At 63.5% G+C, this 24,171-nt stretch carries 28 protein-coding genes; 3 read left to right on the top strand and 25 right to left on the bottom strand.

Features of this window, described 5'->3' with window-relative positions:
- Nucleotides 1–92 precede the first annotated feature (92 nt).
- Complete coding sequence (locus tag CHB74_RS11860; RefSeq protein WP_089219867.1) at nt 93–491, bottom strand: hypothetical protein; 399 nt, start codon at nt 489–491, stop codon at nt 93–95.
- Nucleotides 492–716: 225 nt separating this feature from the next.
- Between CHB74_RS11860 and CHB74_RS11865 the strand changes: the two genes are divergently transcribed.
- Nucleotides 717–1,214, top strand: a complete 498-nt coding sequence (locus CHB74_RS11865) for a Ros/MucR family transcriptional regulator (protein WP_048575813.1) — start codon at nt 717–719, stop codon at nt 1,212–1,214.
- 96 nt (nt 1,215–1,310) lie between these two features.
- Here CHB74_RS11865 and CHB74_RS11870 read toward each other — a convergent pair whose 3' ends face one another.
- The 21 genes from CHB74_RS11870 to CHB74_RS11975 all read right to left on the bottom strand — a co-directional run bounded on the left by CHB74_RS11870 (nt 1,311) and on the right by CHB74_RS11975 (nt 21,350).
- Nucleotides 1,311–1,880: an RES family NAD+ phosphorylase gene (locus CHB74_RS11870; protein WP_048575814.1), complete on the bottom strand. Its 570-nt coding sequence runs from the start codon at nt 1,878–1,880 to the stop codon at nt 1,311–1,313.
- Between the two features lie 20 nt (nt 1,881–1,900).
- Nucleotides 1,901–2,482 carry a hypothetical protein gene (locus CHB74_RS11875; protein WP_048575815.1) on the bottom strand — a complete coding sequence of 194 codons (582 nt, stop codon included), beginning with the start codon at nt 2,480–2,482 and terminating at the stop codon, nt 1,901–1,903.
- A gap of 98 nt (nt 2,483–2,580) precedes the next feature.
- Complete coding sequence (locus CHB74_RS11880; protein ID WP_239659667.1) at nt 2,581–3,696, bottom strand: deazapurine DNA modification protein DpdA family protein; 1,116 nt, start codon at nt 3,694–3,696, stop codon at nt 2,581–2,583.
- A 163-nt stretch (nt 3,697–3,859) separates the two neighbouring features.
- Nucleotides 3,860–5,080 carry a helix-turn-helix domain-containing protein gene (locus CHB74_RS11885; RefSeq protein WP_048575816.1) on the bottom strand — a complete coding sequence of 407 codons (1,221 nt, stop codon included), beginning with the start codon at nt 5,078–5,080 and terminating at the stop codon, nt 3,860–3,862.
- 291 nt (nt 5,081–5,371) lie between these two features.
- Nucleotides 5,372–5,668 (bottom strand): type II toxin-antitoxin system RelE/ParE family toxin, encoded by a 297-nt coding sequence (locus tag CHB74_RS22780; RefSeq protein WP_048575817.1) that lies wholly within the window; start codon nt 5,666–5,668, stop codon nt 5,372–5,374.
- Nucleotides 5,665–6,009 (bottom strand): type II toxin-antitoxin system ParD family antitoxin, encoded by a 345-nt coding sequence (locus CHB74_RS11895; RefSeq protein ID WP_342746592.1) that lies wholly within the window; start codon nt 6,007–6,009, stop codon nt 5,665–5,667. The genes CHB74_RS22780 and CHB74_RS11895 overlap by 4 nt, the downstream gene beginning before the upstream one ends.
- Nucleotides 6,009–11,165: a helicase-related protein gene (locus CHB74_RS11900; protein ID WP_048575819.1), complete on the bottom strand. Its 5,157-nt coding sequence runs from the start codon at nt 11,163–11,165 to the stop codon at nt 6,009–6,011. Before CHB74_RS11900 ends, CHB74_RS11895 begins: the two co-directional genes overlap by 1 nt.
- A gap of 178 nt (nt 11,166–11,343) precedes the next feature.
- A complete protein-coding gene (locus CHB74_RS11905; protein ID WP_048575820.1) occupies nt 11,344–11,670 on the bottom strand; it encodes a hypothetical protein in 327 nt (108 codons plus the stop codon).
- Nucleotides 11,671–11,785: 115 nt separating this feature from the next.
- Nucleotides 11,786–13,024 carry a hypothetical protein gene (locus tag CHB74_RS11910; RefSeq protein ID WP_048575821.1) on the bottom strand — a complete coding sequence of 413 codons (1,239 nt, stop codon included), beginning with the start codon at nt 13,022–13,024 and terminating at the stop codon, nt 11,786–11,788.
- A gap of 20 nt (nt 13,025–13,044) precedes the next feature.
- A complete protein-coding gene (locus CHB74_RS11915) occupies nt 13,045–13,524 on the bottom strand; it encodes a hypothetical protein (protein WP_048575822.1) in 480 nt (159 codons plus the stop codon).
- A 64-nt stretch (nt 13,525–13,588) separates the two neighbouring features.
- Nucleotides 13,589–13,861: a hypothetical protein gene (locus tag CHB74_RS11920; protein ID WP_048575823.1), complete on the bottom strand. Its 273-nt coding sequence runs from the start codon at nt 13,859–13,861 to the stop codon at nt 13,589–13,591.
- A complete protein-coding gene (locus CHB74_RS11925; RefSeq protein WP_048575824.1) occupies nt 13,858–14,133 on the bottom strand; it encodes a hypothetical protein in 276 nt (91 codons plus the stop codon). Before CHB74_RS11925 ends, CHB74_RS11920 begins: the two co-directional genes overlap by 4 nt.
- A 63-nt stretch (nt 14,134–14,196) precedes the next feature.
- Nucleotides 14,197–14,418, bottom strand: coding sequence for a hypothetical protein (locus CHB74_RS11930; protein WP_048575825.1), 222 nt, complete (start codon nt 14,416–14,418; stop codon nt 14,197–14,199).
- Between the two features lie 168 nt (nt 14,419–14,586).
- Nucleotides 14,587–15,345 (bottom strand): PRTRC system ThiF family protein, encoded by a 759-nt coding sequence (locus CHB74_RS11935; RefSeq protein ID WP_048575826.1) that lies wholly within the window; start codon nt 15,343–15,345, stop codon nt 14,587–14,589.
- Entirely contained in the window at nt 15,335–15,997 is a 663-nt protein-coding gene (locus CHB74_RS11940) for a PRTRC system protein A (protein WP_048575827.1), read from the bottom strand. The genes CHB74_RS11935 and CHB74_RS11940 overlap by 11 nt, the downstream gene beginning before the upstream one ends.
- Entirely contained in the window at nt 15,994–16,809 is an 816-nt protein-coding gene (locus tag CHB74_RS11945; protein WP_048575828.1) for a PRTRC system protein B, read from the bottom strand. The genes CHB74_RS11940 and CHB74_RS11945 overlap by 4 nt, the downstream gene beginning before the upstream one ends.
- A gap of 8 nt (nt 16,810–16,817) precedes the next feature.
- Nucleotides 16,818–17,828, bottom strand: a complete 1,011-nt coding sequence (locus tag CHB74_RS11950) for a hypothetical protein (RefSeq protein WP_231923290.1) — start codon at nt 17,826–17,828, stop codon at nt 16,818–16,820.
- Between the two features lie 154 nt (nt 17,829–17,982).
- Nucleotides 17,983–18,189: a PRTRC system protein C gene (locus CHB74_RS11960; RefSeq protein WP_048575830.1), complete on the bottom strand. Its 207-nt coding sequence runs from the start codon at nt 18,187–18,189 to the stop codon at nt 17,983–17,985.
- A gap of 47 nt (nt 18,190–18,236) precedes the next feature.
- The gene (locus CHB74_RS11965; RefSeq protein WP_048575831.1) at nt 18,237–18,671 is read right to left on the bottom strand and encodes a PRTRC system protein E; all 435 of its coding nucleotides are present in this window, start codon (nt 18,669–18,671) and stop codon (nt 18,237–18,239) included.
- Nucleotides 18,672–18,707: 36 nt separating this feature from the next.
- The gene (locus CHB74_RS11970; RefSeq protein WP_048575832.1) at nt 18,708–20,345 is read right to left on the bottom strand and encodes a PRTRC system ParB family protein; all 1,638 of its coding nucleotides are present in this window, start codon (nt 20,343–20,345) and stop codon (nt 18,708–18,710) included.
- A 90-nt stretch (nt 20,346–20,435) separates the two neighbouring features.
- Nucleotides 20,436–21,350 (bottom strand): DUF7146 domain-containing protein, encoded by a 915-nt coding sequence (locus tag CHB74_RS11975; RefSeq protein ID WP_082166042.1) that lies wholly within the window; start codon nt 21,348–21,350, stop codon nt 20,436–20,438.
- A 265-nt stretch (nt 21,351–21,615) separates the two neighbouring features.
- Between CHB74_RS11975 and CHB74_RS11980 the strand changes: the two genes are divergently transcribed.
- Both CHB74_RS11980 and CHB74_RS11985 read left to right on the top strand, forming a co-directional pair.
- Nucleotides 21,616–21,954, top strand: a complete 339-nt coding sequence (locus tag CHB74_RS11980; protein ID WP_048575834.1) for a hypothetical protein — start codon at nt 21,616–21,618, stop codon at nt 21,952–21,954.
- A gap of 41 nt (nt 21,955–21,995) precedes the next feature.
- Entirely contained in the window at nt 21,996–22,220 is a 225-nt protein-coding gene (locus tag CHB74_RS11985) for a hypothetical protein (protein ID WP_237449623.1), read from the top strand.
- Between the two features lie 117 nt (nt 22,221–22,337).
- On the opposite strand, the gene CHB74_RS11990 is transcribed toward CHB74_RS11985, so the two are convergent.
- The 3 genes from CHB74_RS11990 to CHB74_RS12000 form a co-directional block, all read right to left on the bottom strand.
- Complete coding sequence (locus CHB74_RS11990; protein ID WP_237449622.1) at nt 22,338–22,673, bottom strand: hypothetical protein; 336 nt, start codon at nt 22,671–22,673, stop codon at nt 22,338–22,340.
- Nucleotides 22,674–22,802: 129 nt separating this feature from the next.
- A complete protein-coding gene (locus tag CHB74_RS11995) occupies nt 22,803–23,483 on the bottom strand; it encodes a hypothetical protein (protein ID WP_144033781.1) in 681 nt (226 codons plus the stop codon).
- Nucleotides 23,484–23,670: 187 nt separating this feature from the next.
- Complete coding sequence (locus tag CHB74_RS12000) at nt 23,671–24,126, bottom strand: helix-turn-helix domain-containing protein (RefSeq protein ID WP_144033782.1); 456 nt, start codon at nt 24,124–24,126, stop codon at nt 23,671–23,673.
- Nucleotides 24,127–24,171: the final 45 nt, after the last annotated feature.

Genomic DNA, 24,171 nt, shown 5'->3' on the forward strand with positions numbered 1-24,171 from the left:
CTTGGCAGAAAGGCTTCAAGGTGGACGACTTTTACGCCGCCCGCAGCAGGGCTATCCCGCCGCTACCGTGGTCGAATATTGCTCCGCCGTTCTCAATTGAAGCCGCTGCCCTTGCTTGTGCCATCCCAGATCACGAGACCGGCGCCTGCGAGGAGCGACATTTCGCGGTCTTTCGCGCTATGCCACTCGCGTGTGCCCGGACGCGCATCGGACTTTACGCGCGTGACCGGCCAGCCTCCGATATTGTTCCGGGGCGTGGATCCGGTGCAGAACACGGTCACCGCGTCGACGTTCCAATCCGAAAGATAGAGCTGCACGGCCGTATCGACGCCGCGGGCATCGCCGACCAGCACCGGGACGCCGTCGTCGACAATCTTGCCGAGGCGAGCCTTCACTGCCTGGGGAAGTTGCCGGATGGAAAGCGAGCCGGATACGAAAATCGGCTCTGCGTGCCGACGACGGTCGGGCGCGATCATGTGAACGGCGGTCATGGCTATAGCCTCCCTATTGGATCACCATCAACCACCCCCTTCTCTCCTCCGGCCCGTCGCGGCGACGGCGGTCGGCCATTTTCGGATGCGTAGCCCGTCCGGCGGCAAGCCGGGTCACTGGCCCGGCAAGTGGGGCGCATGGAAGCTCTGGCCGTGCCCGCAACGACTTGCTATCGGGTGTCCGTCTTCGCAGCCGCATTATTCCTCACGACAAGGAAGAACGACATGACAGAGAAGGTCGATACGGCAGAAATACTCATAACGCTTACCGCCGATATCGTGGCCGCGCATGTCTCGAACAACAGCGTCGCCGTTGGTGACTTACCCGTGTTGATCCAGAATATTCACGGTGCGCTGAACAGTCTTCGGGAGCCGGCAGTGCTGCCGGACATCAAACCTGAACCGGCGGTTTCGATCCGTGCTTCGGTCAAGCCCGATTACATCGTATGTCTCGAAGACGGCAAGAAGTTGAAGATGCTCAAGCGGCATCTGATGACACACTATCAGATGAGCCCTGCCGACTATCGGACCAAGTGGAATTTGCCTTCCGATTACCCGATGGTTGCTCCCAATTACGCCGAACAGCGCCGGTCGCTCGCCAAGAAAATCGGGCTTGGTCGTAAGCCAAGGACGGTGGAAACCGCTCCGGCCCCTAAGGCGAAGAAAACGCCGACAACCCGGCGACCGCGCAAGAAGCCGACCGAGGCAGAGCAGTCAGCATAGCATGAAGCCGCAGGGCGCCGCTCTTCGCGCCCCGGTGGTGACGACGCCTCGGATAGGTCAGCGCCTGGGAGGCGCCTTCGAAGTTGAAACGGGACTCTATAGCTCAATCAATTCGTAGCCTCTCGGCTTCAGTATCTTCCGGGTCCAGTCCTTGCCGATCGGCAGGTTTTCGCTGACCAGGTCAATCGCGGAATCGGCGCGTTCGAACAATGCGACACAAAGCTGATCGGTATCGAAGCGTGAACGGTACTGGATGCCGTCAAGCGCGGTGTCAGCGTAGACGAACGCGGAGATCGTCTGCGTCGTGGCATAGGCATCCCGATGGATTGCGGGATCGAAGTCCGCCGAAACGCCCGCGGCCGTCGTTTGGAACCAGGCGAGGCCAGGGCCATGCAGCTTTGCGAGGCGGAGCGTTCGCGTGGTGACGAAGGCGGCGGCGCGCTTCTGCTGGACGCGGTCCCATAGGACGTCCCGGTCGCCTGGTGTCCGCAGCAGGCTCTCGGTAAATGGACCGGTCAAGCTCTTGCCGAGATAGAGGACGCCGTAGCGCCCTTGAGGGTCGTCCCAGCGCCATGTCGCGTCCTTGCGCCCATACCAGCGCGCGGGAACGGATGCGCCGTGCACGCGGTGGAGCGTTTGCCCGGCGGCGATGGTCGCCACCGGCATAGTAGCGCGAGCGACCATCGTCAGTCGTCGAGCGTACCGGCGAAGCGTATGACGCGATCGACGTCCGCCTCATTGCCCTTGATCAGGTCGATCGGCCGCGCGTCGCCCAGACCTCCATCGCCGCTCACCAGATATTGCAGCACGGCCCATCCGCCGGCGCCGGGCGCGGCGGCAAGAATGCGCGACATTGCAGGACGGATGGTGTCGCCGTCGAACTGGAATGCCGGAAACAGCTTGGCGCCATTGTCTTCGACCATCAGCAGGCGGCGATCGCGGGCGGCCTTGTAGACGGCTTGCACGGTCTTGTGGCCGAGAAGCTTGCGCACCGCCTCGGCGTCGAACGCGCCGCCCGCTTCGTCGATCAGCCGGCGCTTGAAGGCGATTGCCCGTGTGATGTCCTCCGCTTTGTCGGGATCATCGGTTTCGACCGATGGGATTCCGCGCGCGATATTGAAGACGAGCGCCGCAACATCGACGCTGCCGATCGCGGCCGCCTTGGCGGCGGGCGGCATCATCTTGATGATGCGGTCGGCGCTCGCCATTATCCGGTCGCGCAGGATGCTATCGACATCGACGGTTGCGGTGCTGGCGGGACGGGACATGGGGGCACTCCTAGTTTAATGAGTTACATTTAGCGGATTATCGCGACCAATTCAACCAGCATTCTGTCTGACGCTTCACTTTGGTGCGGAGCGGTCGGTCAAGCGGTCCCCAGCAAATCGGCCGCCCACTCGGCGATCCAGGCGTCGGTAATTTGATCGTGGGAAATTTCGCCGTCCATCACGAGCGCCCGAATCTCCTCTCGCGCGGCGGCAACGGCGGCTTCCCAGCCTGTCGGAAGGGGTTCCGCAGGCAACGGCAGCGGCAATGACGATTGAAACCCGTTCCGAGGACGCGCGAGCCGGGCATATTGCCGTTCGGTCCAGCGTTCCATGTGGTCGGCGACGAAGTGGTTGGTCTTGGCGTGTCCGTCGAACAGCGCGGACATACGCGCCGCATAGGAGAATGCGCTGCTGTCGACCGTGATCTTGCGATGTTCGAAAGCGCGCAAATGACTAAGAGCCGGGCCTTTGATCCCGAAACCGTGGAGCGGGTGCGTGGAATCGAGATGGCGGTCGAGTGTTTCGAACACGGCGAGAAGGCCATCCTCCCCGTGCACGGCGCGCCGACAGGTCGATCCGATCGCAACCGTTTGTCCCGGACGCAGGATATGGGCGATGCCATCGAGACAGCGCACATAATCGCCTGGTCGGCGGCCTTGCAAAACTGGCATGAAATTCGAGACGATACCGGCGTCGAGTGCGCGGGCATGGCATTCGATGTTGAGGCGAACAGTGCGCGCGATCCGATCGAGCACTTCTTCACGGTCGCGCGCGATCTCGGGTTCGACGCAATGATCGAGGCTTGCCCAGAGCCGCCAGGGGTAGGCGGCCGCCAGCCCTTCGACATAATCCTCGACGGTCCATGGGAGGCCTCGATATCTTGATGCGAGGACGAATCCGGCGGAATCGAGCATGATCGAAGCGAGGCCATGGGCGTTGGCAAGCTGCCTCAACCGCCAACCGGCCCATTCACGCCCGCCGTCACATTGCCGCCAGCGTGACAGGCTGTTCGCGGAGATGAGGACGGGAAGCTGCAACGCGCGCGCGCGGGCGAGCAAGGGCCCCTCCGACAGGCCGGGAAGGCCGACGATGATCTCGATGGGGGTGCCCGCGGCCAACCGAGGGGCAACGTTCGAAGAGTACACCGGTGATCGGTCCGCCTGGGACAAGCCGGCGGGCGGCTGCTGGAAGCGAGAGGGGATGTCATAGGGCATGAGGCCAGTTCCTGCCGTCCGGGCGCATCAGCACGCCCGCCTCAAACCCTCCCTCTCCTCTTCGGTCAGGCCGTCGCCGCCAGAGGCTGGGCGACCGGCGGTTGCCCGGGATCGATCATGCCAGGAGATTCCGGCCGCCCCAGCGCGCCGGTGCCGCGCGCGATCACGCGTCGACGGCTTGTGCGGGAAGCCGCGGCTCGAGATGGTTGCGAACGAAGCCGCGTGTGATGCGCAGTTCGCCGGACGCGACCTTGGCAAGCTGCTCCTCGAAAGTAAGCTTGTGCGTCGCGGCCGCTTCTCGTGCTATCCTTGCCTCCTCTCGCCGCGTGTCCTGCCAATGTGCTTTCGCCTCAGCGAACCCCATACAGCCGAGGAGGCGCCGGAACGCGTAGATCTCCTGAGGCGAAGCCGGAGGCCAGCAGGAATTGCGCATGGGCGCGTGGCGAACCCGGCCAGGACGCCTTGGAGGCGGCAGGGCCCGGCCTTCGCCCGCCAGTTCGGCGGCGAAGGCGTCACGAAGCCGATAGGCTGTCGAGGCGCCAATCGCGAGTTCGCGCGCGGCTCGCTGGACGGGCACCCGATCGAGGAGCATCGCGCGCAGAAGGTCTTTCTGTTCATCGGTTACGAAACGCGCGCTTTCAGCATGCACATGACGGACCCCGCAGCTATCGCATCCAGGAAGCGACTCCCCTTTGCGGCGCAGACTTCGGATAAGGCGGCCCCTGATCCTGGTGCAGCTCGTCTTCGACACGCCGGTGCGCTCGGCGATCTTCTGTGTGCCGAGCCCCTGCAGGAACAGCTCCTCGACCTGCCTGCGCTTTGCCGGCGACAGTTTGACGCCGCTGTAAGCCTCGCCGCCGCCCGGCGGGGGCAGCGCGGCCTTGCCGCGTGCGAGCAGTTCACGATTATATCGCCGGCGCTGCTCGGAAACGCAGGCGGCCGAGACGCCAAGACGCAACTGAATGTCGATGCCCTTGTAACCCTTCTTCAACGCATAGCGCAGTCGCTCGATACCCTCAGCCGTCAGGCGCCCATGCTGATCGCGCTCTGCCGGACGGTATCCGCGCCGGACACAAAGGGCGATCGTCACCGCGTTGCAGGCGCTGGCTTCGCAGATACCGAAATGTGTGCCGATCGCGCTGAACGACCAGTTCTCGACCTCACGCAGCCGGATGGCTTCGTCGAGGTTCTCACCGCCAAGGCGCGGCCTCGGCGCGGGATTTCTATGGGCTGTCTTCAGGCCGAGCTTGTGAGCCTTGACCTGCAAGGCATGGACGCTTCGGCCCGGAAGCCGCTGCGCGACGCTGTGTCCTTCGGCAGGATAACAGGCACGCAGCGTAACGATTTCCTGCGCCGTCCATGGCGCGGATCTTGGGATGGTCATGGGAAGGACTCCGGTGCTAGGAGCGCCTGCCCTGGAGCAACCGCGGTCGTGATGGTCTGCGGTCCATTTGAACAGGCCTCGCCTGCTCTCTCCCCTCTCCCCTTCCCATGCGCCGAAGACCAGGCGCGTGAACCTGTGTGTCAATATGCTCCGCAGTCGCCAGGACGACTGGAGCCTATTGATGATACCGCGCTCGGCGCCGTCCGTTGGGGGTGGCTGCATAATGTTTCATGCCGACAAACCGCAGCATTGACAGCAGACAGCACGGGCGCTTCGTGCGCGCCGCTCATCTCAAAGTAGGTTCAAGGCCCGGTCGATGTCCTGTCCTGGTCCAAGGATTCGGACGACACCTATCCGATCGCCTGCGACACGATAGAGTAAAGCATAGCCGCGATAGGACCTGCGTCTGATACCGTATCGTTCGTAACGCGGAACCAGCGGAAAGCCCTGTGGCATCTCGGCAAGGCCCTGTGCGGCGCTCTCGAGCTCTGCGATGAAGGAGACTGCGCGCAAGGGATTATCCTGCGCGATGTAGCGGCCGATCGCGCGTAGATCGCGCTGGGCGGCCGACGCCAGTATGACAATCATTGAAGCGGGGTCTGGTGGCCTTGAGCTTCGATTTCGGAGGTGAGCTCCCGACAGAAGGCCCCGAGCTCACGGCCGCCGCCGCTCTCCAGTTCCTCTACCGCTTCCTCGACTGAAGCATCAAGCGAGCTCAGCCAGCGCTGTTCATTCTCCGTGTCCGCCTGGTCACGACGGATTAGATCGCGCACATAGTCACTGACACTTGCATAGTGCCCCTTGTCGATGCGCTTCTGGACATAATCGCGCATCGGATCGGGCAATGAAACATTCATGGACGCCATTGACATATCTCCTGAGGTCATAATGGCACAAATTGCCATTGATAGCCAGACCGATGTGAGCATCAGGCAGCAACGGCGGCTTCTTGTGGCACCGGCGTGCCTGCGCCGTCCAAAAGCGGGGGCAGCGGCGCGTCACCGTCATTGTCCGCGTTGAACTCGCCCTTGGTGCTCGCCAGCTCGGCCTCGAGCTCGGCGAGTTCGTTGAGTTTTTCGTCGAGCAGGGCGGCGTCGGGAAATGCTTGCCCCAAGCGAGCCTCGAAGGCGGGAAGACGCCGTTCGTTGGCTTCGAGACTGGCCCTGACGACGGCGAGATCCGTGTCGAGATCGCGGATGGAGGACTCGATCCGGCCGATCACCGTGCTCGGCCGCGTCTTCTCGGTCACCTCGAAGTCGGCGTGCTCGCCGTGATGCTGCATCGCGATCACGGTGCAGAGGTAGCGCCGTCCATCGGGGTCGAGGGCCTCGTAGCCCGAGAGTTCCAGGCCGATGCCGTTGAAGGTGCCGAGCGTCCAGCGCGCCTCGGCGCGACCTTTCCGCATCCGGTGCGCATATCCGAGGAGACGTTCGCCGGCAGCCTTGCGATCGGTCATCATCGTGCCGTCGCAATCGAAGAGGATCTCATCCACCTTCGTGGGAACACGATGTGCAAGATCGGCCTCGAGCCTGGCGATCTGCTTGTGGCAGTCCTCGATCTCGCGCGTCGTTCGCGTGATGGTCCTGCGGATATTATACTGGTCGTCGACATGGGCATCCCGCAGGCGCAGGAGCCGTGCGACCTCGGCATCGAGCCCGGCCTTCTTCATCAGGCGGTCGTCGCCCGACGCGAGAGCCTTGGCCAGCGCGAACTGATTGACGTTGGAGCTGACGTCCTCGATCCGGCGGATCGAGCGGTCGCCCGACATGGCCATGTTGATGAAGCGGGCCTTGCGCTCGAGCATCTGCCAGTTGGTCGCGTCCATCGAGCCGCTGGTGGCGTAGCCGTAAAGCTCGATCTCGTCATTCTGGTTGCCCTGGCGCTCGATGCGCCCTTCCCGCTGCTCGATATCGGATGGCAGCCAGGGAACGTCGAGATGATGCAGGGCTTTCAGGCGCTGCTGCGCGTTGACGCCGGTGCCCATGGTCGCGGTCGATCCCAGAACGAACCGCTTGCGCCCCTGGTTGAGATCGTTGAACAGGCGCTGTTTGGCGCTGTTCTTCTTGTAATGCTGCATGAAGGCGATCTGCTCGGCCGGCACGCCCATCGCGACAAGCCGATCGCGGATCCAGACATAGGCGGAGAAGCCGCGCGTTTCGAGCGCGGCCTCGGTGCCGAGATCGGAGAAGATCATCTGCACCGCGCCTGAGAGCGGATACGGCTTGCCGGTTTCCGGATCGATGTAGCGATAGTCGGCCGTCTCTTCCCAGATACGATAAGCATTCTCGATCAGGAGATTGAGCTTGTTGCCCTCCTCGTTGCCGACATCCGCGTCGACGAACCGCAGGTCGATCGCCGAGTGGCGGCCATCGGTAATCACCGACAGCAGGATGTCGTCGCCCTTTTGCGGCCGGCCGCCGCGGGTCTCGATGGCCTGGATGCGTTTGGCGAGCACCCGCTGATAGGCTTTGAACGGCGCGCCGGATTTCGCGACGACGATCTGCCGTTTGCCGCCCCTGATGGTGGGGAGCTTGACGTACTGGCGCAGATCATCCTTCAAGACGACGTCGGCGACGGAGCGGTACATCGCCATCAGGTCGGCGACGTTGACGAACTCGCAGAAGCGGGTGACGGGCTTGTAGCTGCCGCTCGGCTGGAGTTCGAGTTCGGTGCGGGTGTCTCCGAAGGCAGACGCCCAGGCGTCGAATTCGTGCAGGCCCTTGGCGTGAAGCTCGTCGGGTTGCATGAAGCGCTGCAGCGTATACATCTCGCCCAGCGTGTTGGTGATGGGCGTGCCCGATGACAGGATCAGTTCGCGTCCGGGATTGGTCCCGGCGAGATAACGGCTCTTCACGAACAGGTCCCAGGCACGCTGCGAGCCGACCGGGTCGACGCCCTTCAGGTCGCCGAGATTGGTGGCGAAGGTCAGCTTGCGGAACTGCTGGGCCTCGTCGACGACGATCTGGTCGATGCCGATCTCGCCAATATGGACGAGGTCATCCTTGCGGGACTGGAGATTCTCCAGCCTTTGCTTCAGTCCTTCTTTCAGGCGTTCGACGCGTTTGCGCGACACGCGGTCCTGGCTGTCGATGCCGGTGATCAGCACCTCGTAGCTGTCGAGCTGGTGCTCGATCAGCTGCTTCTCGAAAGATGACGGCGTGGGCACGAACTTGAACGCATCATGCGTGATGATGATCGCATCCCAATTGCCCGTGGTCGCGCGCGCCAGGAACCGCTGCCGCTTCTCCTTCACGAAGTTCGTGTCGTCGGCGACCAGGATGCGCGCGGTGGGATAGAGCATCAGGAACTCGCGCGCGATCTGCGCGAGGCAATGGTTGGGCACCGTGATCATCGGTTTGTTGGCGAGGCCGAGACGCCGCTGCTCCATCACTGCGGCGCAGAGGCTGAAGGTTTTGCCCGCGCCGACGCTATGGGCCACATAGGTCGAGCCCGACGCGATGATCCGCCAGACGACGCGCTTCTGGTGATCGCGCATGCGGATCGTCGTCGACGCGCCCGGCAGCTTCAGGTGCTGGCCGCTGAAGCTCCGGGGCACGAGATTGTTGTAGGCATCGTTGTAGATGCGGACCAACCGATCGGCGCGTTCGCTCTCCTGCCAGACCCAGGTCTCGAAGGTCGACTTGATCTTCGCCAGCTTCTCTTTGGCCGCTTCGGTGTCGACGACGTTGAGCTCGCGGCGTTCCGAACCGTCGGCGTCGCGGTGGACGTCGTAGATCTTGGGAATGTGGGAGTTCAGCGCGTCTTCGAGCAGGTCCGCCGCGCTCCGGCGGGCTGTGCCCCAGGTCGAGGAGGAACTGACGTGCCCGGCGAACGGGGCCTTGTCGACCGTCCAGCTCGCCAGCTCCACCGTATGGAGGATCCGGGTCTCGACCTCCATGATTTCGAGGATGAACGCCTCGATGACATCGACCGGAATCCAGGGCGCGCCGAGACGCGCGGTGATCTCGCTGGGCTTCAGATCGACCGGCTGGACCGCTTCGAGCGCGGTGGCGACAGCAGAAAATCGCGGATCGGTCCCGGCTTTCTCGCGCGCGAGGGCGAGCTTGGTGCGAACCGGCCCGGAAAGGACCTCGTCGGCCGTGACCCAGTGATCGAAATGCGGTGTGCTGCGGACGGGGTCGAGATAGATGTCCCCCGCAAGATCGGTGAGCGCCTCGGTTTCGGTAACGCCGAGCATCTGAGCGATCAGGGGCAAATCGACGCGGCCGCGGTCATGGAGCGATAGCGCCAGGGCATCCTGCGCCGAATGGATTTCATGGGTTACCGGCGGCTTGACGACGCATTCGGTGAAGATCGGACCGGGCGTGCCCGTGTCGCTCGCCTCGTCATAGGTCTCGATCGAAGCGACCAGCCAGACGTCGGGGTCATCGAGGAAGGGCTGAAGGTTAGGGCGGCGCTGATACTCCTTCTCGGCCCCTGTCTCCGGATCGGTGCGGATGCTGGTGATGGGGCGGTTGATCGGACCGTATTTTTTCGCGAACTGCCGGTAGTGGGTGAACAGCGCCTGCTGAAGGGCATCATAGGGCCGGTCGCCCAACTGCGCGCGCAGGATCGCGCGGACCGTATCGCGGATCGGGATGAGGGCCTTGATGATAGCCGCGTGCTTGGGAAACAGACCAGCGCCGCCGCGGCCGGATTTGACGCCGACCACGGTCGGGGTGCCATTTATGATCTGGTGGAGGACACCGCCGGAAACCAGATAGCTGCCTTCCTTGAACTCGGCTTCGTCCGCGGCGGTGCCGACTTGCACATCCAGGGTGGCGCTTGGCATGTCGCGCAGGGATGTGGTGCGCTCGAGCGGCTTGCAGGCGCCCGCGTGCTTCGATGCGATCGCGGACAAGGTGGCCGCGAGGACGACCGGGAGGTCTGCGTCGGGGTCGGCCGCGCAATTATAGTCCATGCCGAACTGGCCGCTGCGCCATTCGTGACGCCCCAGCACATGATCGGGATGGTCGAGGAAATAGCGGTTGATCCGCAGCGGCCCGAAACCTTCGTCGCTGTCGGGGATCTCGGCCAGCTCGATCCAGTTCTGCGTGCGTGGAAGGGCATCGGGGGTGTGTTTCTGGAAAAGCAGGATATCGACGACGACGTCCGTGCCCGCCTCTTGCCGCATGGCCTTGCCCGGAAGGCGCACCGCGCCGAGGAAATCGGCAATGCCGTCGATATGGTGGCGGGCTTTGGGATCGCTCTTGTCGAGCGAATAGCGCGATGTCACAAACAGGGCGATGCCGCCGGGCCGTAGATGCTCGAGCGATTTGGCGATGAAATAGTCGTGAAGCGACAGGCCGAGCTTACCGAGTTCGGTCCGGTTCTGGATGGTGAGGTTCGAGAAGGGCGGATTGCCGATCGCGAGGTCGAAGTCGGCGGGCAGGGGCGCCTTGTCGAAATCGACGCAGCGGATGACCTGATTGGGATAGAGCGCTTTTGCGACGCGAGCGGTGACGGGATCGTTCTCGATGCCCACGAACAGCGTGTCCTGCGACAATGCATCCGGCCGGAGCCCCATGAAGAGGCCGCTGCCGCACCCCGGTTCCAGAACCTGCCCACCGGTAAAGCCGAGGGTCCGGGCAGCGTCCCACATGGCGCGGATGATGTATTCGGGGGTGTAATGCGCATATTGCGTCGCGCGTTTGAGAGACTGGAGTTCGACATCGGTCGTCTCGGCGACCAGGGCCTGCCCTAGTTCCTCCCAGCCCTCGCGATATTCTTTCCCGCGGCGGGCGAACATGTTGTTGGCAAGTTCCGACGCGCCGAAGCCGATGAACCTGGAAATCGCCTGCTGCTCGGCCGGTGATGCGGACCGTCCTTCGCGGTCGAGCAGGTTCAGCAGCCGGATCGCCTCGACATTGTCGCGTGCGCGTTCCTTCCATGAGGACGCCAGGGTCCGCCCCGCCGATAGGGAGAAATCAATAGCTGCCTCGACTGGCGGCCGGGCGGTGTCGACGATGGTTGCCGAAAAGAGCGTCGGCTCCGGATCGACGGGGGCGGCTGGCTTGGCGGGCGCGACCGGCTGGTCGAAGTCGAGGCACAGCTGGAGAGCCAGCGCGGATGCACTGTTTCGCATGGAATGCTTCCTTTTCGGTGGTCTTGCGGGCGCGGCGTGGCGGCCCGGTCGGATGTCAGGGGGGCTGCGGCCTCACGCCGAGCGGCGGCTCAAGCGGGCTTGTTACGTGCGCGGTTGGCAATGATTTGGCTGACTGCCCCTGGCGCTGCGTGATCGATGGGAGGCCGGGCGGTTTCGATCAGAGGTCCAGGATCGCCCCTTTGAGGACGGTATAGAGGCCGACCTCAAACCGAAGCTTTTGAAGCATCCGGAATTTGGTGTCGCGGCGGGCATCGACGTGGAAAGCGCTACGTCCGGTGTCCGCTTCCTTGATCCCCGTCGAGAGACTGGGGTAGGTTTGTCCGGCGCGGGGCCCCGTCATGATGCGGGCGATTGAGCGGCAGTCGAGGGTGCGATCGAGCGCGTATCCCAGATCGCGCAACTGCTGCTTGATTTGGCTGAGAGTGACCGGATGCCGGCCTTCGGCGGCTCGGGCGTCAAGCTCGTTGGCAAGGGCAGAGTTCATTGGCGGAAGTCCTTCGTCGAAAATACCGCCAATCCTCCTCCCCCTTCCCATCCATGACGCGTCTGCTCGAAAGGCGGCATCTGCGTTTATGTCCCGCCGGGCCGGAAATGCGGGATCAGCCCAGGCGAAGCGAAGCCGCATATTGCCGCAGCAGGTCGGCCATCGCGGTTCGGGCATGCGCCTTGTTGCCGATCACGATCTCGGGATGGAGTTTCTCGCCGAACGGCGTGCGATAGCCATGGGCGAGATCGCCGCTCGCATCCTCGATCACGATGCGGTGGCCGCGAGGTCGCGCCGGACCGGCATAGCGCGCGGTGAAATCCCCGAGGCGTCCCGACAGCCCGGCCGCCATTTTGGACCACCGGATATGGCCGGCGGCGAACTGGTCGCCGGGCGCGCGGCCCCGGGCGAGCCAGAGGCGAAACTGCGCGCGCTGCTGGAGCACCGAATTGCGGGTCCGCTCCATCGTTCGCGCGAGCGGCAGGATATCGGCATCGGCATCGAGCCGGTCGAGTTCCGCATCGTCGGCGACGATCAGGATGTCCGTATAGTCGCCCTGGCGCAGGATCTGGCGGAGCGCGGCGCCATCGCCGGGTGGCGGGGCCGACAAGCCGGATAGCGGATGCAGCCCGGTTTCGGCGCTGATGACATATTGGGCCGCAGCCTCATGTCCGGGCCGTTCGCTCAGCATCGCGAGGATGCCGATCGCGCCTGTCTCGCGCTCCGAAGCGCCGAGCAGCAGCAGGCGGCGATGCCATGACACGGGCGCCGGGGTATCGGTCGGGCCTGGCCATTGGCTGGGAAGCGGCCGGGCGGCGCGCGGGTTTTCAGGGTGCGCGATCTCGGATGGGGTGACCGCCAAGGACCGCCGCGCGGCATCGAAGATGTCGTCGGGCTGACCGCCGCCATCCAGAAAGCCCTGGTGGTAGGCGGGTCGGCGGACGTCCTGTTCCCCCGCGCGGCATGGTGACGGTGGACGCGATTCCCATCCAGCCTCCGCAGCATAGCGACCGTCAGCATAGGCGTAAGAGGCGTCCCAATCATAACCACGAACGTCGCGGGCATGGAGGATGAAGGCATTGCGGCTGTCGGTGCTGCCCTCGGCAATCTGGCGTTCGATGCAGGCGAAGTTCGCGAATTGGCGCTGGCGTTCGGTCTCCAGTCCGATCGCTTCGTTGAGCGGGCGAAGCGCCTGAACACGCTCGCGGGCACGCGCCATGCGCTCGTCCAGGGGCGCGTCGTTCGGCAGGTCGGGAAAGCGGCGCCAAGCGTCGGCGAGCGCATGCGCGTGGTGGGCCGGACGGCCTTGCGCCATCCAGCATCCCGCATCGGCGGGATCGAAGTCGTTGGTCATCGGCGTTCCGATCCGGGCTGTCAGCGGCTGGCGAGCAGCACGTCCAGGGCGCGCGCGAACACATCGTCGCCGGCGTCGTTGACAATGACGGCATCGGGATTGGTGGCGCGCACGGCGCGGGTGACGATCGCCAGTGGCCGCTTGCGGAGCGGATATTGCAGGATCTGATCGCGTTCGATCGCGATCAGATTGGTGCGGAGAAGGCGTTTGAGGCGTTTGCCTTCGACGGCGCGCATCAGAAGGTCGCTCACCTCGATCTCAAGATCATGATCGCAAGCGAGGTCGTCGCCAAGGCTGCGCGGGAGTCTATTGGCCGTCAGCCAGGCATTGACTTCAGCTTCGGTCCATCGGCCGACCTGACGATAGAAGTCCGCCCCGCCCGTTCCCTGGTTGCGTGCGTGGAAGGCAAGCTCGCCGTCGATCCAGACCTCGGCTGCAAAAGCGGCGGTTTCCTGCGAGAGCGCGGCATTGTAGGAGATGCGCCGTAGTTCGATTTTCATGGGGGATGCTCCAGACCGCTCCACCAAACGGAGCGCCTTTCCCTTCCTCCTCCCCTTCATTCGGTCATGTTGGGCAGTCCTCGCGACTGCGGTATTCCGCATCGTAGAAGCAGCTGTTCTCGAACTCCGGATCGTCCGCTTCGTCCACCAGAAAGCTGGTGATCTCTTCGGCTGGCTGCGCGTCGAGCACCGCCGCAGCGTTGGGAAGGAGACGAACAGGGAAAATCCCTGTCCCGACGATCGCTGCCGCTTGCCGCATGGCGTCCGCATGATCTTCCGCGGTCACCGCGACCTTGACCCGGATCGTCGTGTAGACATGGACATGGTGCGGTTTCATGCCGGTAGCTCCGACCAGCCACCGGCGGCGCTGATCCAGACCATCCCAACCGCGCCGGGACGCGTCTCGAACCTGTCACTATCCCCGGCGAGGGCATAGCGGACGATGATGCTGCCGCGGTCGTTGGCGCGCAGCGGCGCTCTTCCGCCGAGCACGATCAGGTCGCCGCCCCCGCCCGGCATGTGAACCACATCGCCGGGTTTGACCTTGGCGGCGAGAACGCGGCCAATCGTATAGTGGAGTGTCCAGTTATCGTCAGTAATAGGCGTCATGCACACTATCCTTCCAAAAGAGAGAAACAGGGACGGGTGGGACTACTTGGGCGGAGCTAGCCGCTATCCTTCAACCGTGATTTCGTCCGTGTCGAAATCAGTCAGTTCTTCCGGGTCGATCAGTATCTCGGTGAAATCTTTCGCGCCGGGAACCTCCCAAGCAGCGGGGCTTTCCCGGGCCGTCTCGATTGCCTGTTGCGCCGCAATTTCCGCATTTGGTGCGTTGATCACGATACGTTGATTGACCCACAGCCGCGCGATCACCTGGACTTCAAATTGAGGCATATTTGTTCTCCTTTAGTCTCGCTCAGCGGTGTCAACGCGACCCGTGAGTGCGCCATCTCGGGGGTAAAAAGCGGCGGCACCGATGCGCTGTTGCCCAAAGGCGGCCGGTTTCCGGATGGTGAGCCGTCGGCAGGCCGTCGAAGACATGCCGTCCGAGCGAATACGGCTTCAGTCGTTGCGCGGCAGCGGAATCGGGACCGCCTGCCCGCTGGCAAGATTGATGAAACCGCCCGCATGGCCGATCGAGCCCCGGCCGAGCAGGTCGAACAGCAGCGCGAGGGCGTGGCTCGCCATGACGCGGTTGACGAACAGCGACTGGCGTTCAAGCGCCTCGGCAACAGAACAGGACGGGGCGTTGTCGTCAGGCACGCTGTCGTCGGCGAGTTCGGGGAAATATTCGAGTACGGTCGGAAGCCGTGCGCGAACCTTGGCGCCGGCCCGTGCGGGGCAGCCAACCAGAAACTGTCCGTCACTCGAGCGATTGCCGAGGTCCATCCAATAGGCGGGACCGTTCCGTTCATCAGCAAGCGCCGCTCCGATCGCACGGCGGGCCGAGGCCGTGTCGACACAGGTGATGAGGATATCGGCGCCGTCGACGCCGACCTTGCCGGGCGCGCGTCCGTGAACCGCCTTCCAGGCGAGGCCATGCGCAAGGTTGATGCGCTCGATGAGCGTCCGCGCCTTTGAATTGCCGAGATCGCAGCGAAAGAAGGGCTGCCGGCCGAGATTGGCCTCGGTGACGATATCGTCGTCGACCACGGTGACGTGCAGCGATCGCGAGGAGATCTCGCGCAGCGCCATGTCGAGCGAGGCGAGTCCCATAAGCATCTGCGCGCCGTTGCCGCCGCAGCCTATGAGCAGAACCTTGAGCGTGCGGTCGCCGAATGCGGCTGGAAGATAGTGGCGGGCGCTGGTGTCAGGCGGCATGATGGTCTCCTGCAAATGGGCTGCGCGGCAGCGGCAGGAACATGCCGCCGGCGCAGAGGCGCGACGCTCTTGTGGGACCGTCGAGCTGGTCCAACCGGCCGAACACGAGCGATATCTTCGTCGCGTGCGCGTCGTCGGCATCGTCGGTGGCGCTGAAGAAGGCCGGCCCGGTGCCATGGCTATGGATGTCGCAGATCATGTGCCAATCGGGCGGCAGGACCGGCGTGCGATAGACAAGGCGCGAGGGCGTGGCCTCGTCGATGACGGGAAAGTCCAGGGCGAACTCGCGCGAGGCCTCGTTCCAGAGAATAAAAGCCGCGCTTTCATTCGGTAGGGCCGCGCGCAGCGACTCGAGGACTGATGTGAGGAATCCCGCGGGGATGAACCCGCAGCGCAGGTCTGCCTTTGGGCCGCCGACGCTACCATAAGGCAGGTGCGCCGCAATCGGCCGTGTGACCGGAATGTCGAGCGCGAGCCATGGACGGCGCAGGATCAGGAGGACGCCATCCGTCCCGACAGCGAGGCCGCGCCCGACCCGAGCGGCGCGTAGTGCGTCGAGCGCCGGCGATCCGCCATGCAGCGGGACCGGATAGCAGGGCACATCGGCAAGGAGCGCGGCAGCCGTGGGATCGTCGGCGAGCAAGGCGGTCATTTCGCGCCTCCGATGATTCTGCCAACGGTTACTGGTTCGGTCGATGAGCGCCGTCCCTGCCGGGCGCCGGCGCCAAACGGCTTGAGGCGCTTGATCGGAAAGCGCTTCGCACGGCGGGCGGCAAGACCGTCCCAGAGCCGGACGAGGCCGCCCTTGCCGCTGATGGTGAACTCCTGTCCCGGATTTGGGTGCGTCGACCAACTGTCGAACACCGCCCGCTCGAACTCCGGGATGGACGAAATGGCGAGCGCGCGCGGTGTCGGGATATTGCCCCAGCAAAGCGATCCATTGACGAAGACGTTGAGGATCGGTGAGTGCAGCACGCGCGTGTCGGCGGTCGGACGCTCGTTCACGGGCAGCGCGTAGACACCGAGGCGCGACCCGGTGGCGATGAACAGATGTGCGGGATAGGGCACCGGCACGACCGTTCGTTCCGTCAGGACCTGAAGCCCCGCCAAACGCGTCGACAGGTTGAAATAGGCGGGGCGCACCTGTTCGGGAACCCACCAGACAAGCATGTCGGGGTGAGCGACCAGTATGTTTTCGGGCAGGAGTTCGGGTCGGACTGTCCGCCCGAGGGCTTCGGTCCATTGCCGCAGATGCGCGCGAGAGAGCGGAACGCCCGCGGCTATCGTCGGCCGGCCCTCGTCGTCATGCTCGACCGCGTGCATGCTGGCGAACGCCCCCGCATCCCCGCGGTGGGCACCATAGGAGCTGAAATTGCGCGGCCCTTCGCTGCGGTAGAGCAGGATCGCGCCCCTCAGGACCAGGCCGCCGCCAGCGGCTTCGAACTGGGTAGAATGTTCGGACATTGGACACCTCAGAGTTTGGCTGGATCGACCTGGATCAGCTCTTGTGCTGCGAGCAGGAATTCCGCGCCGAGCCGTACGGACGCGAACCAGTCGTCGATGTGGTGTGCATCCCGCAGCGGGCACAGCCCGGCGACCTCCATGAAGCCCATCTCCATGCCGTTGCGGGCGACATCATCGAGTTCGCGCGCGAAGTGATCGAAGGGAACGAGCGTGAGCGGCGGAAGGGACGAGCATTCCTCGATGCCGGGGATATAGTCGTAGGCGACCTCGAGATCGAAGTCCCATGCGTTGCGTTCGGGCCGGAGAGAGCCGACAGCTTTGTGCGCGGCGTGAAATCTCTTGAGTTTCTGCCGCAGGCCTGATGGGAGCCGCGCTGAAGGCGCCGCGTTTTCCTTGATCATCCATTCGGGCCGACGCGCGTTCATTTCGGACGGCAGCGTAAGTTCGTCGAGCTCGTCCGCGTCCGCGCCGTGATAGGCTATCAGGCTTTGCCGCGCGCGTTCGTCGTCGGTCTCGCCATCCCAATAGTAGATAGATATCTCGTTGAAGAGATCCTCGTAGCTGAAGATCGGAAGGACGCGGCCGAGGCACTGCTCGAGCGCCCTGTATGCGGCGGCGCGCCAGGGAATGGGCGCATCGCCGGTTTCGATCCATCCCAGTTCGATCTGGCCCAAGTTCTGGCAGATCACGGCAATCGCCGGCGTGCCGTCCCCCTCCTTGAGAATGACGGCGACCCTGAAGTCGGCGATTTCGATGGGATCGAGGATCTCGAGCACGGCGGCGTTGAAAATGCCTTCGATATGCTGACGGGCCGCGGCGCGCGTGTATAATCCCGACGACGCTTCCCGCGCGGCGACCCAGCGGCCGATCAGCTTGTGATGCGGCGGCAGCGGCGCATCGAATATCGCGGGGACATCCGCCGAGATCGCGACGGCGCGCCCCGCGAGGTCAGCCGAGCGGCGGGAGGGGCAAGCCGGCCGGGCATGCAAGCGGTTCCGGGGTTTCGCGGTTCCCGTCATAGGGGTCGGAGAGGATCCGCGCATGGAGCGCCTTGGCCTGACTGCTGCAGGCAGGTTGGGAGATATCAGCCGAGTTGCCATCGTTCTCGATCCATTCGATGAGGCTTTTGCGGGGTGCGGCCGGGATAGCCGCGCGTTTAGCGTGCGGCATGGGTCAGCCCTTGGTGCCGACCGCGCGGCGATATTCGGTCACGTGCGCCGTGCCCGAAACGCCGACGTCGATCATCTCGGCGTTTGTTATCGCCGGGTAGAGGGTGGCGTGATAGGCGCGCAGGGCATCCGGGTCACCCGCGAGATGCGGCGGCACCGGAAGGTCGATACCGTCGTAGCGATAGGCGCGCGTGAGTTGATTAACCTGCATATGAGATCTCCGGGTTGGTGATGAGGGAACGGGTCGAGCGGATCGGCTCAGAACAGGGTGGCGGGTTCATCTGCCTTGGCGTCAGCCGGGGGACTGGTCGGCGTCTCGATCTTCGGAGGGCTGGTCGGAGCGGGCGGCTTGGTCGCCGCAGCCTTGGCGGCCTTTGCCTTCGCAGCTTCCGCCGCGGCGGCCCTGGCGTCTTCGTCCGCCTGCCGCTGCTCGGCAATCTGGTCCGCGAGCGTCCTGCGCGTGGCGATGAGCTGGCCGAGCGCGCCGTTCGCGCCGCGCGCCAATTCGGCATCGATCTCCTCGGCGCTGGCCGTGATCGAGATTGGCCGGGTCTCGCTGCCGTCGAGCGCGGCAGACTTTGGGCCCGCCTTACGCGGAATGATCGTCAGGGTGACGGTCTCGTCGGGTCCGGCGACCATGTCGAGACCGAGCGAATAGCGGACGAGCAGCGGGAGCAGGCTTGTAACAAGCATGTCGGTATCCTTTGTCTGGGAGTGTGGGGAAGCCGGTCAGGCAGCGAGTTCCGCGATCGGCGCTTCGGCCTGGTGGGCACCGCGGTCCGGGGGCGCACCATAAGTGCCGTCGAGGGTAATGGCGCTCGGCAGGCGCCCGGCCCAATCGAAGCCGATCCGATTGAGCATGCCGGTAATCAGCTCGGGCTTCTTTGAGGCGAGCATCTTCGCGAACCGCTTCTCGCCTACATGTGCGACAAGGCCGCATTCCTGGGCGATGAATTTGAGCTCGCCCTTCGTGTATCGCTCGAGAAACGACTGATCGACCTGCCAGCTTGGCCGAAGGTCGACCTCGAACATCCTGGCGAGATCGGCGACATGGCCGAAACTGACCACATCCTTGGCGTAGGCGGCGCCGATGACGGACAGCACATTCGCCGCGCGGGCGTCGGGCAGCGCGCGGATCGCGGTGATCTGGGCGCTGTAGTCGAGCTCCGGAAACTCGGGGCCGACCAGCAGGCCGGCGCGCGACGTCAGCGTATTGGACTTGATCTGCGAGAGCGTGCCCGACATCGCCGCGACAAGGATGGTCGTGCGAGCCTGCTCGGCATTGCCGGCGAGCGCCCGGGCAAGCGCGGTTCGCCACATCGCCTCGCGAAGCTCGGTGGTGCGGGCTGCGATCGACCTGGCGGTGACAGCTGGCTTGTCCGCCGCACTGGCGCTGGTTGCGGGCTTGACCGGGGCGGCGGGCGTCGCGGCGCGCGTACCGGCGCCATCCAAGTTCAAGGTGGTAGCGTCGGAACGCGGCTGAGTGTCGGGCGATGACGTGGTGTCCTCGATCCCATCACTATGATCGTCACCGTCGTCCGTCTCGACGGGGGGTGGAGCCGCGGCCCGTGCGGCCTTCGCGGCGCGTTCTTCCTGTTCGAAACGGATCACCTCGGCGGCTTCGGTCTTGAGTTCGAAGCACGCCGCGTTGGTGCAATAGCCGTCGTCGACATGAGTTTCGAAAAGCGCGCGCTGCGTGGCCGAGTTGAACGGGCAGCTCGTGCATTCACTTTTGTCGAAGCGCGCGCCGCCGAGATGCTGCGTGACGCGCATAAGCAGTTCGCGCGTCTTGTTCACATCGAGAGCGGCTTTCAGGATCGTATCGAGGGCCTTGTCCTGCTTGTCGCCGGGAACCGCAGCGAGCAGTTCAGCATGGCCGAGCTTGATCCGGCGTTCGTCGAGCGCGGTTTTGACCACCTCGGAGAGATTGGCGAGCGCAAGGCGGCGATCGAACTTATCGCGCGACCATCCGAGCCGCCGTATGGCCTCGGCCCGGTCGCCCTGGCACGCGGCAAGGTAGCGGACAGCGGCATCCGCCTGCTCGGTCTCGGAAGGATCGTCACGATCGTCGTTCTCGGCGATCGCGGCTTCGAGGGCTTCCTGGTCCGTCATCTCGCGGATGATGACTGGCACTTCGCCGTCGGCGCCGTAGACCTCTAGCCCCGCCCGGTAACGGCGCTCTCCGCAGACGATGGCGAAGACGTCGGCTCTCGGGCGGAGCAATATGGGCTGAATAATGCCGCGCAGCCGGATCGAGGCGACCATTTCCTCGTGCTTTTTCCGGTCGAAGTAGCGGCGGGGATTGTCGCCCTTCACGATTCTGGATAGCGACAGTGTGGCGGGATAGCTCTGTTGTGGCGAGGTCAAGGCTCGTCTCCTTGTGGAATTTGGCGGGCTGATCAGAGCCGCCTCGGCGTCCCGCCGCGCGTGCCTGAATGTGCGGATCGCAGCCGACCGTCAGGCCACCTGCTCCAACCACCTCCTTCCCTCTCTCCCTTCTGCGCGATGCAGGTCGTTCCAGTCGTTGAAGCCGCCGCCGGGAAACCTGGTCTCGATCACAAGACCCGGCCGCGTGTGCGCCTGCCGGGCGCGTCGCGCGCAACGGCGACCCGGAGGATCATCGTCAGGGAGGAGAATAAGATGCTCGACCCGCTCGGGTATTGTGACCAGAGGCAAGCGATCGGACCCCAACGCGGCCCAAACCGGAATGCCCAGCCGAAGATGCGCGGACCATGCGGTCTCCCACCCCTCAGCGAGGCCGAGCACGGAAGTTGCGGTACCAAAGCGAACCGCGCCGCCGAGGGGTCGGCCCAGCAGCCGTTTCGGGGGATCGAGGTCGGCGATCGGCAGACCAGTGCGAGGATCGAGGAAGAGCCGCTCCAGAGCTATGACGCCGGTATCGCACTCCACAGCGGCAAGCAGCGCGGGGCGGAAGCAGACGTTTTCCCCGCGCCCGTAGGGAACCCGATCGTGATAGCGGAGCGAGGGATACGAACCAGCCAGTCTGCGAGATGCGAGATAAACTTCGGCCGGTGTATCGCCAATCGGACCGGCTTCCCTCCAGAGAGAGCGTATCCGTCCCGAGAGTTGGCGCTCTTGCCCATCGGGCATGGTGCGACCGCCTTCGTTCGAAGGGATGCGGTGCTGGTCACCGCGAAGCGCGCGAATGACTTCGATGGTGGAGCACCCCGCAAAGCATTTGAACAGGATACCGCGTTCACCGACCCGGACAGAAAGGCTCGGGCGATGATCGTCATGGGCGGGGCAACGGCACATTGCACCCGATGGCTTCCATTCGCCGCCCAGGGATTTGACGATGCTGGCGGCGGCCGCATGCAAGCGGGGATCGGCGCTGGTCCGCGAAAGGGCCATGAGAAAAACTCCAGCTGAAGGCTATCCTCCAACCCAAGCCCCCTCCCCTTCCGGAATGGTGACGCGACGTGAGATCAGGAGGTCTGTGACAGACAGCGAAGCGAACCTTCCGCACAGTCCGCACCTCGTGTGATCTCGATTGAAGAATGGATGGTCCTACTGCGGAAGGAAGTCCGACGGGAGTTCGCCGCAGCTAGGCCTTGTCCGCCTGGTATGTCCGTGCGAATATTCCGACATGCCATGAGCAAGCGATCCGGAGTAATCTATGGCCGAACTGGAAAGGAAGCTGACGCCGGAAATGCGGCAGACGATTGATGAGCCAAATCCTACGGTTTTGGCGATAGAAAAGCTTATCCATGCCGCAAAAGGTGATGACAAAGCGATCGAAACAATTGTGCGCGGATACATCCGCAACGCCATATATGTCTTTCAGCGCCATATGGTGGCGAGCGCTCTTCGTGATCTCGATCTGACAAAGGATGATCTCAGTGAGGATCTGGTGGCGCAGATTGTCGCGGATACGGGAGAATATATGGGCAAGTTTCGAGACTGGCTTCTCCTCGAGTTGAATCACGCCAACGGAACGCCAAAGACGACAAACTAGTGGGCGATCCGACTCAAAGGACAGGCAAGGTGAAGAGACCGATGATCGAACTTGATCCAAGTGTTGCCGACGAAGTGCCTTGGTCGGACAACATCACGCCCTATGACGATCAGCATACCATCACATATTTCCGGCTATTGGGCGCCGACGTCGCGGGCGCGGATTGGCAAGAGGTTGCCCGGTCGTGCTACACCGTGATCCGATCGCCGAGCCGGAGCGGACTCTGCATTGCTGGAAAGATCATCTGCGCCGCGCGAAGTGGATGACGGAGGTCGGCTATTGCAGAATTCTGGCCCAGCAGCGGGAGACGCTGCAATAACCCACCAGTCGCTATTCGGTATCTTGACACGTCCCCCAATATCGAGGTGCCAAGAATCGTTGTCTCAATGGCGGAGCGGCCTCGTCGGGGGTGGCGTTCCACGAAATTCATCAAAGGCGAAATCGTCGCCCAATGCGTAACGACGTAGCGGATCATCTGCTGTCACGCGGCTCGCCAGTACCTCGCGCTCGGTCACATAACGCAGCCGGCTCCAGTCCAGCACGCCGTCGACAAGGCTTTCGGCGCGCAGGAAATCCATATCTGGTCCTGCCGGTGGAGCGAAGGCTTCAAGATTACCACCTGCATCTTCGAGATGCGCTGCCACCAGATCGCATATAAAATTGAATATCCGCATGAGGCCAAGCCGACTCTGCTCATCGGTGATCGCTTCATGCAGCACCTATACCTCATTACGGAATGCGGGGCGCGGGACCGCATCTCCTTCGCCATAGGACATGAGCCGATCCCAAAGATCGATGACGCGTTGATCCATCGTTTGTCCTTCCGGCCAGATTGTACGACCAGGCAGTTAGAAGGCACCGTTGGGCAAAGGAAATTCGGTCCGTTTGTCCTCGAGATAGCGTGCCCTTCGAATTCGTTCTTTCGCTGCCTGCGCCGACACTCCGCAGCGCTTGGCCACCTGTTCGTAAGTCAGATTCTCGCGCTGCTTCGTCTCGCGGAGATGCACGTCGAACGCATGGCTACGCCTATACGCGTTAAGCTCACGGTCCACAGCGGCAAGACCGCCCTCCGGGTCCCGAAAGAAATGTGCCGGCACGGCCGATTGTCCGGGAAGTCGAGCACTAAAACCCCAGCCATAGCGCTTCATGATCCTGGCAAGATCATAATAGGAGATCCGGCCAAATCCGCCGATCAACACGAGGCTTTCGTGCGATCGGGTCGCTACATTGCTGAGGCGCAACGTCTCACCGCCAAGGTCGAAGGCTGCATCGTGTATCAGGCAGTTGCGTGTGCGGGGTAGGATAAGGTGCCAGGCGGCTAAGGCCTCGATCGCCGGGTCGGCTCTACCTGAAGGTTCAAGGTCGGCATCGCACGGTGGTGACAGTGGCTCTCGATCAACCGCGTCCAGAATATTGTTTGCCATTGTGAGAATGGCACGTCGTTCTGTCCGCGATTGCCCGTTGAGCAGCCGCGCGATGTCGCGTGCGAGTTTACTGCGACTGAACTCTATAGCATCTTCCGCATTCATGCATTCCTCCGCCGATCCAAATATCAGATCGGCATGCCATATCCGTTCTGACGAATAGATGATTATCGCCATACACGGACAAAACCTTACCATGGCCACCCGCCAGCGCTCCACCGCGGGTTCTTATCATCGCCTCCAATATGTGGAAGCGGCAGGGAGGTCGCCGATCAGAGTGCAGAATGGCACGTTATTCCAACGGCTTGCAGTCCTGTGAAGTCGGTCCATCATTGCAACTGCAAGCGCAATCCCGACAGGTTTCGGCGTAGCCGAGCAAAAGGGCGCTAAAACAGGCATCCATCTTCTTGCGGCCCTCCGACGTGAACCGCACATTGACCCGGCGTCCATCGGAAGGGTCAGGCATCCGCTCGACAATGTTCTGCTCCTCCATCACCGCCAGGCACCGACGGCCCGTCATCTCGGATGCTTTGGACGCAAGCCACAAGCTGGTTAGAGATGTCTTCAGGCCCTGACTTTCGCGCCAGTAGAGGTCGAGAAGCATCTCACTTCCAGGATCTGAGCAGAGTGAGCCGAACGTTGCTGTCGACGTCGCTCTTGCCTTGATGATCGACCTGCAAAGAGGCGCGAAAACGGCTGGGCGACCGTGCTCGTCCAGCATAGGTTCAATTTGAGCATCGTGTTTCATGGGCATCGCTCTCCGTCCCATCGCGAGTATCATCGCGCGAACCGC

The organism is Edaphosphingomonas laterariae, from assembly GCF_900188165.1.
In the GTDB taxonomy this organism is placed as follows: domain Bacteria; phylum Pseudomonadota; class Alphaproteobacteria; order Sphingomonadales; family Sphingomonadaceae; genus Sphingomonas_E; species Sphingomonas_E laterariae.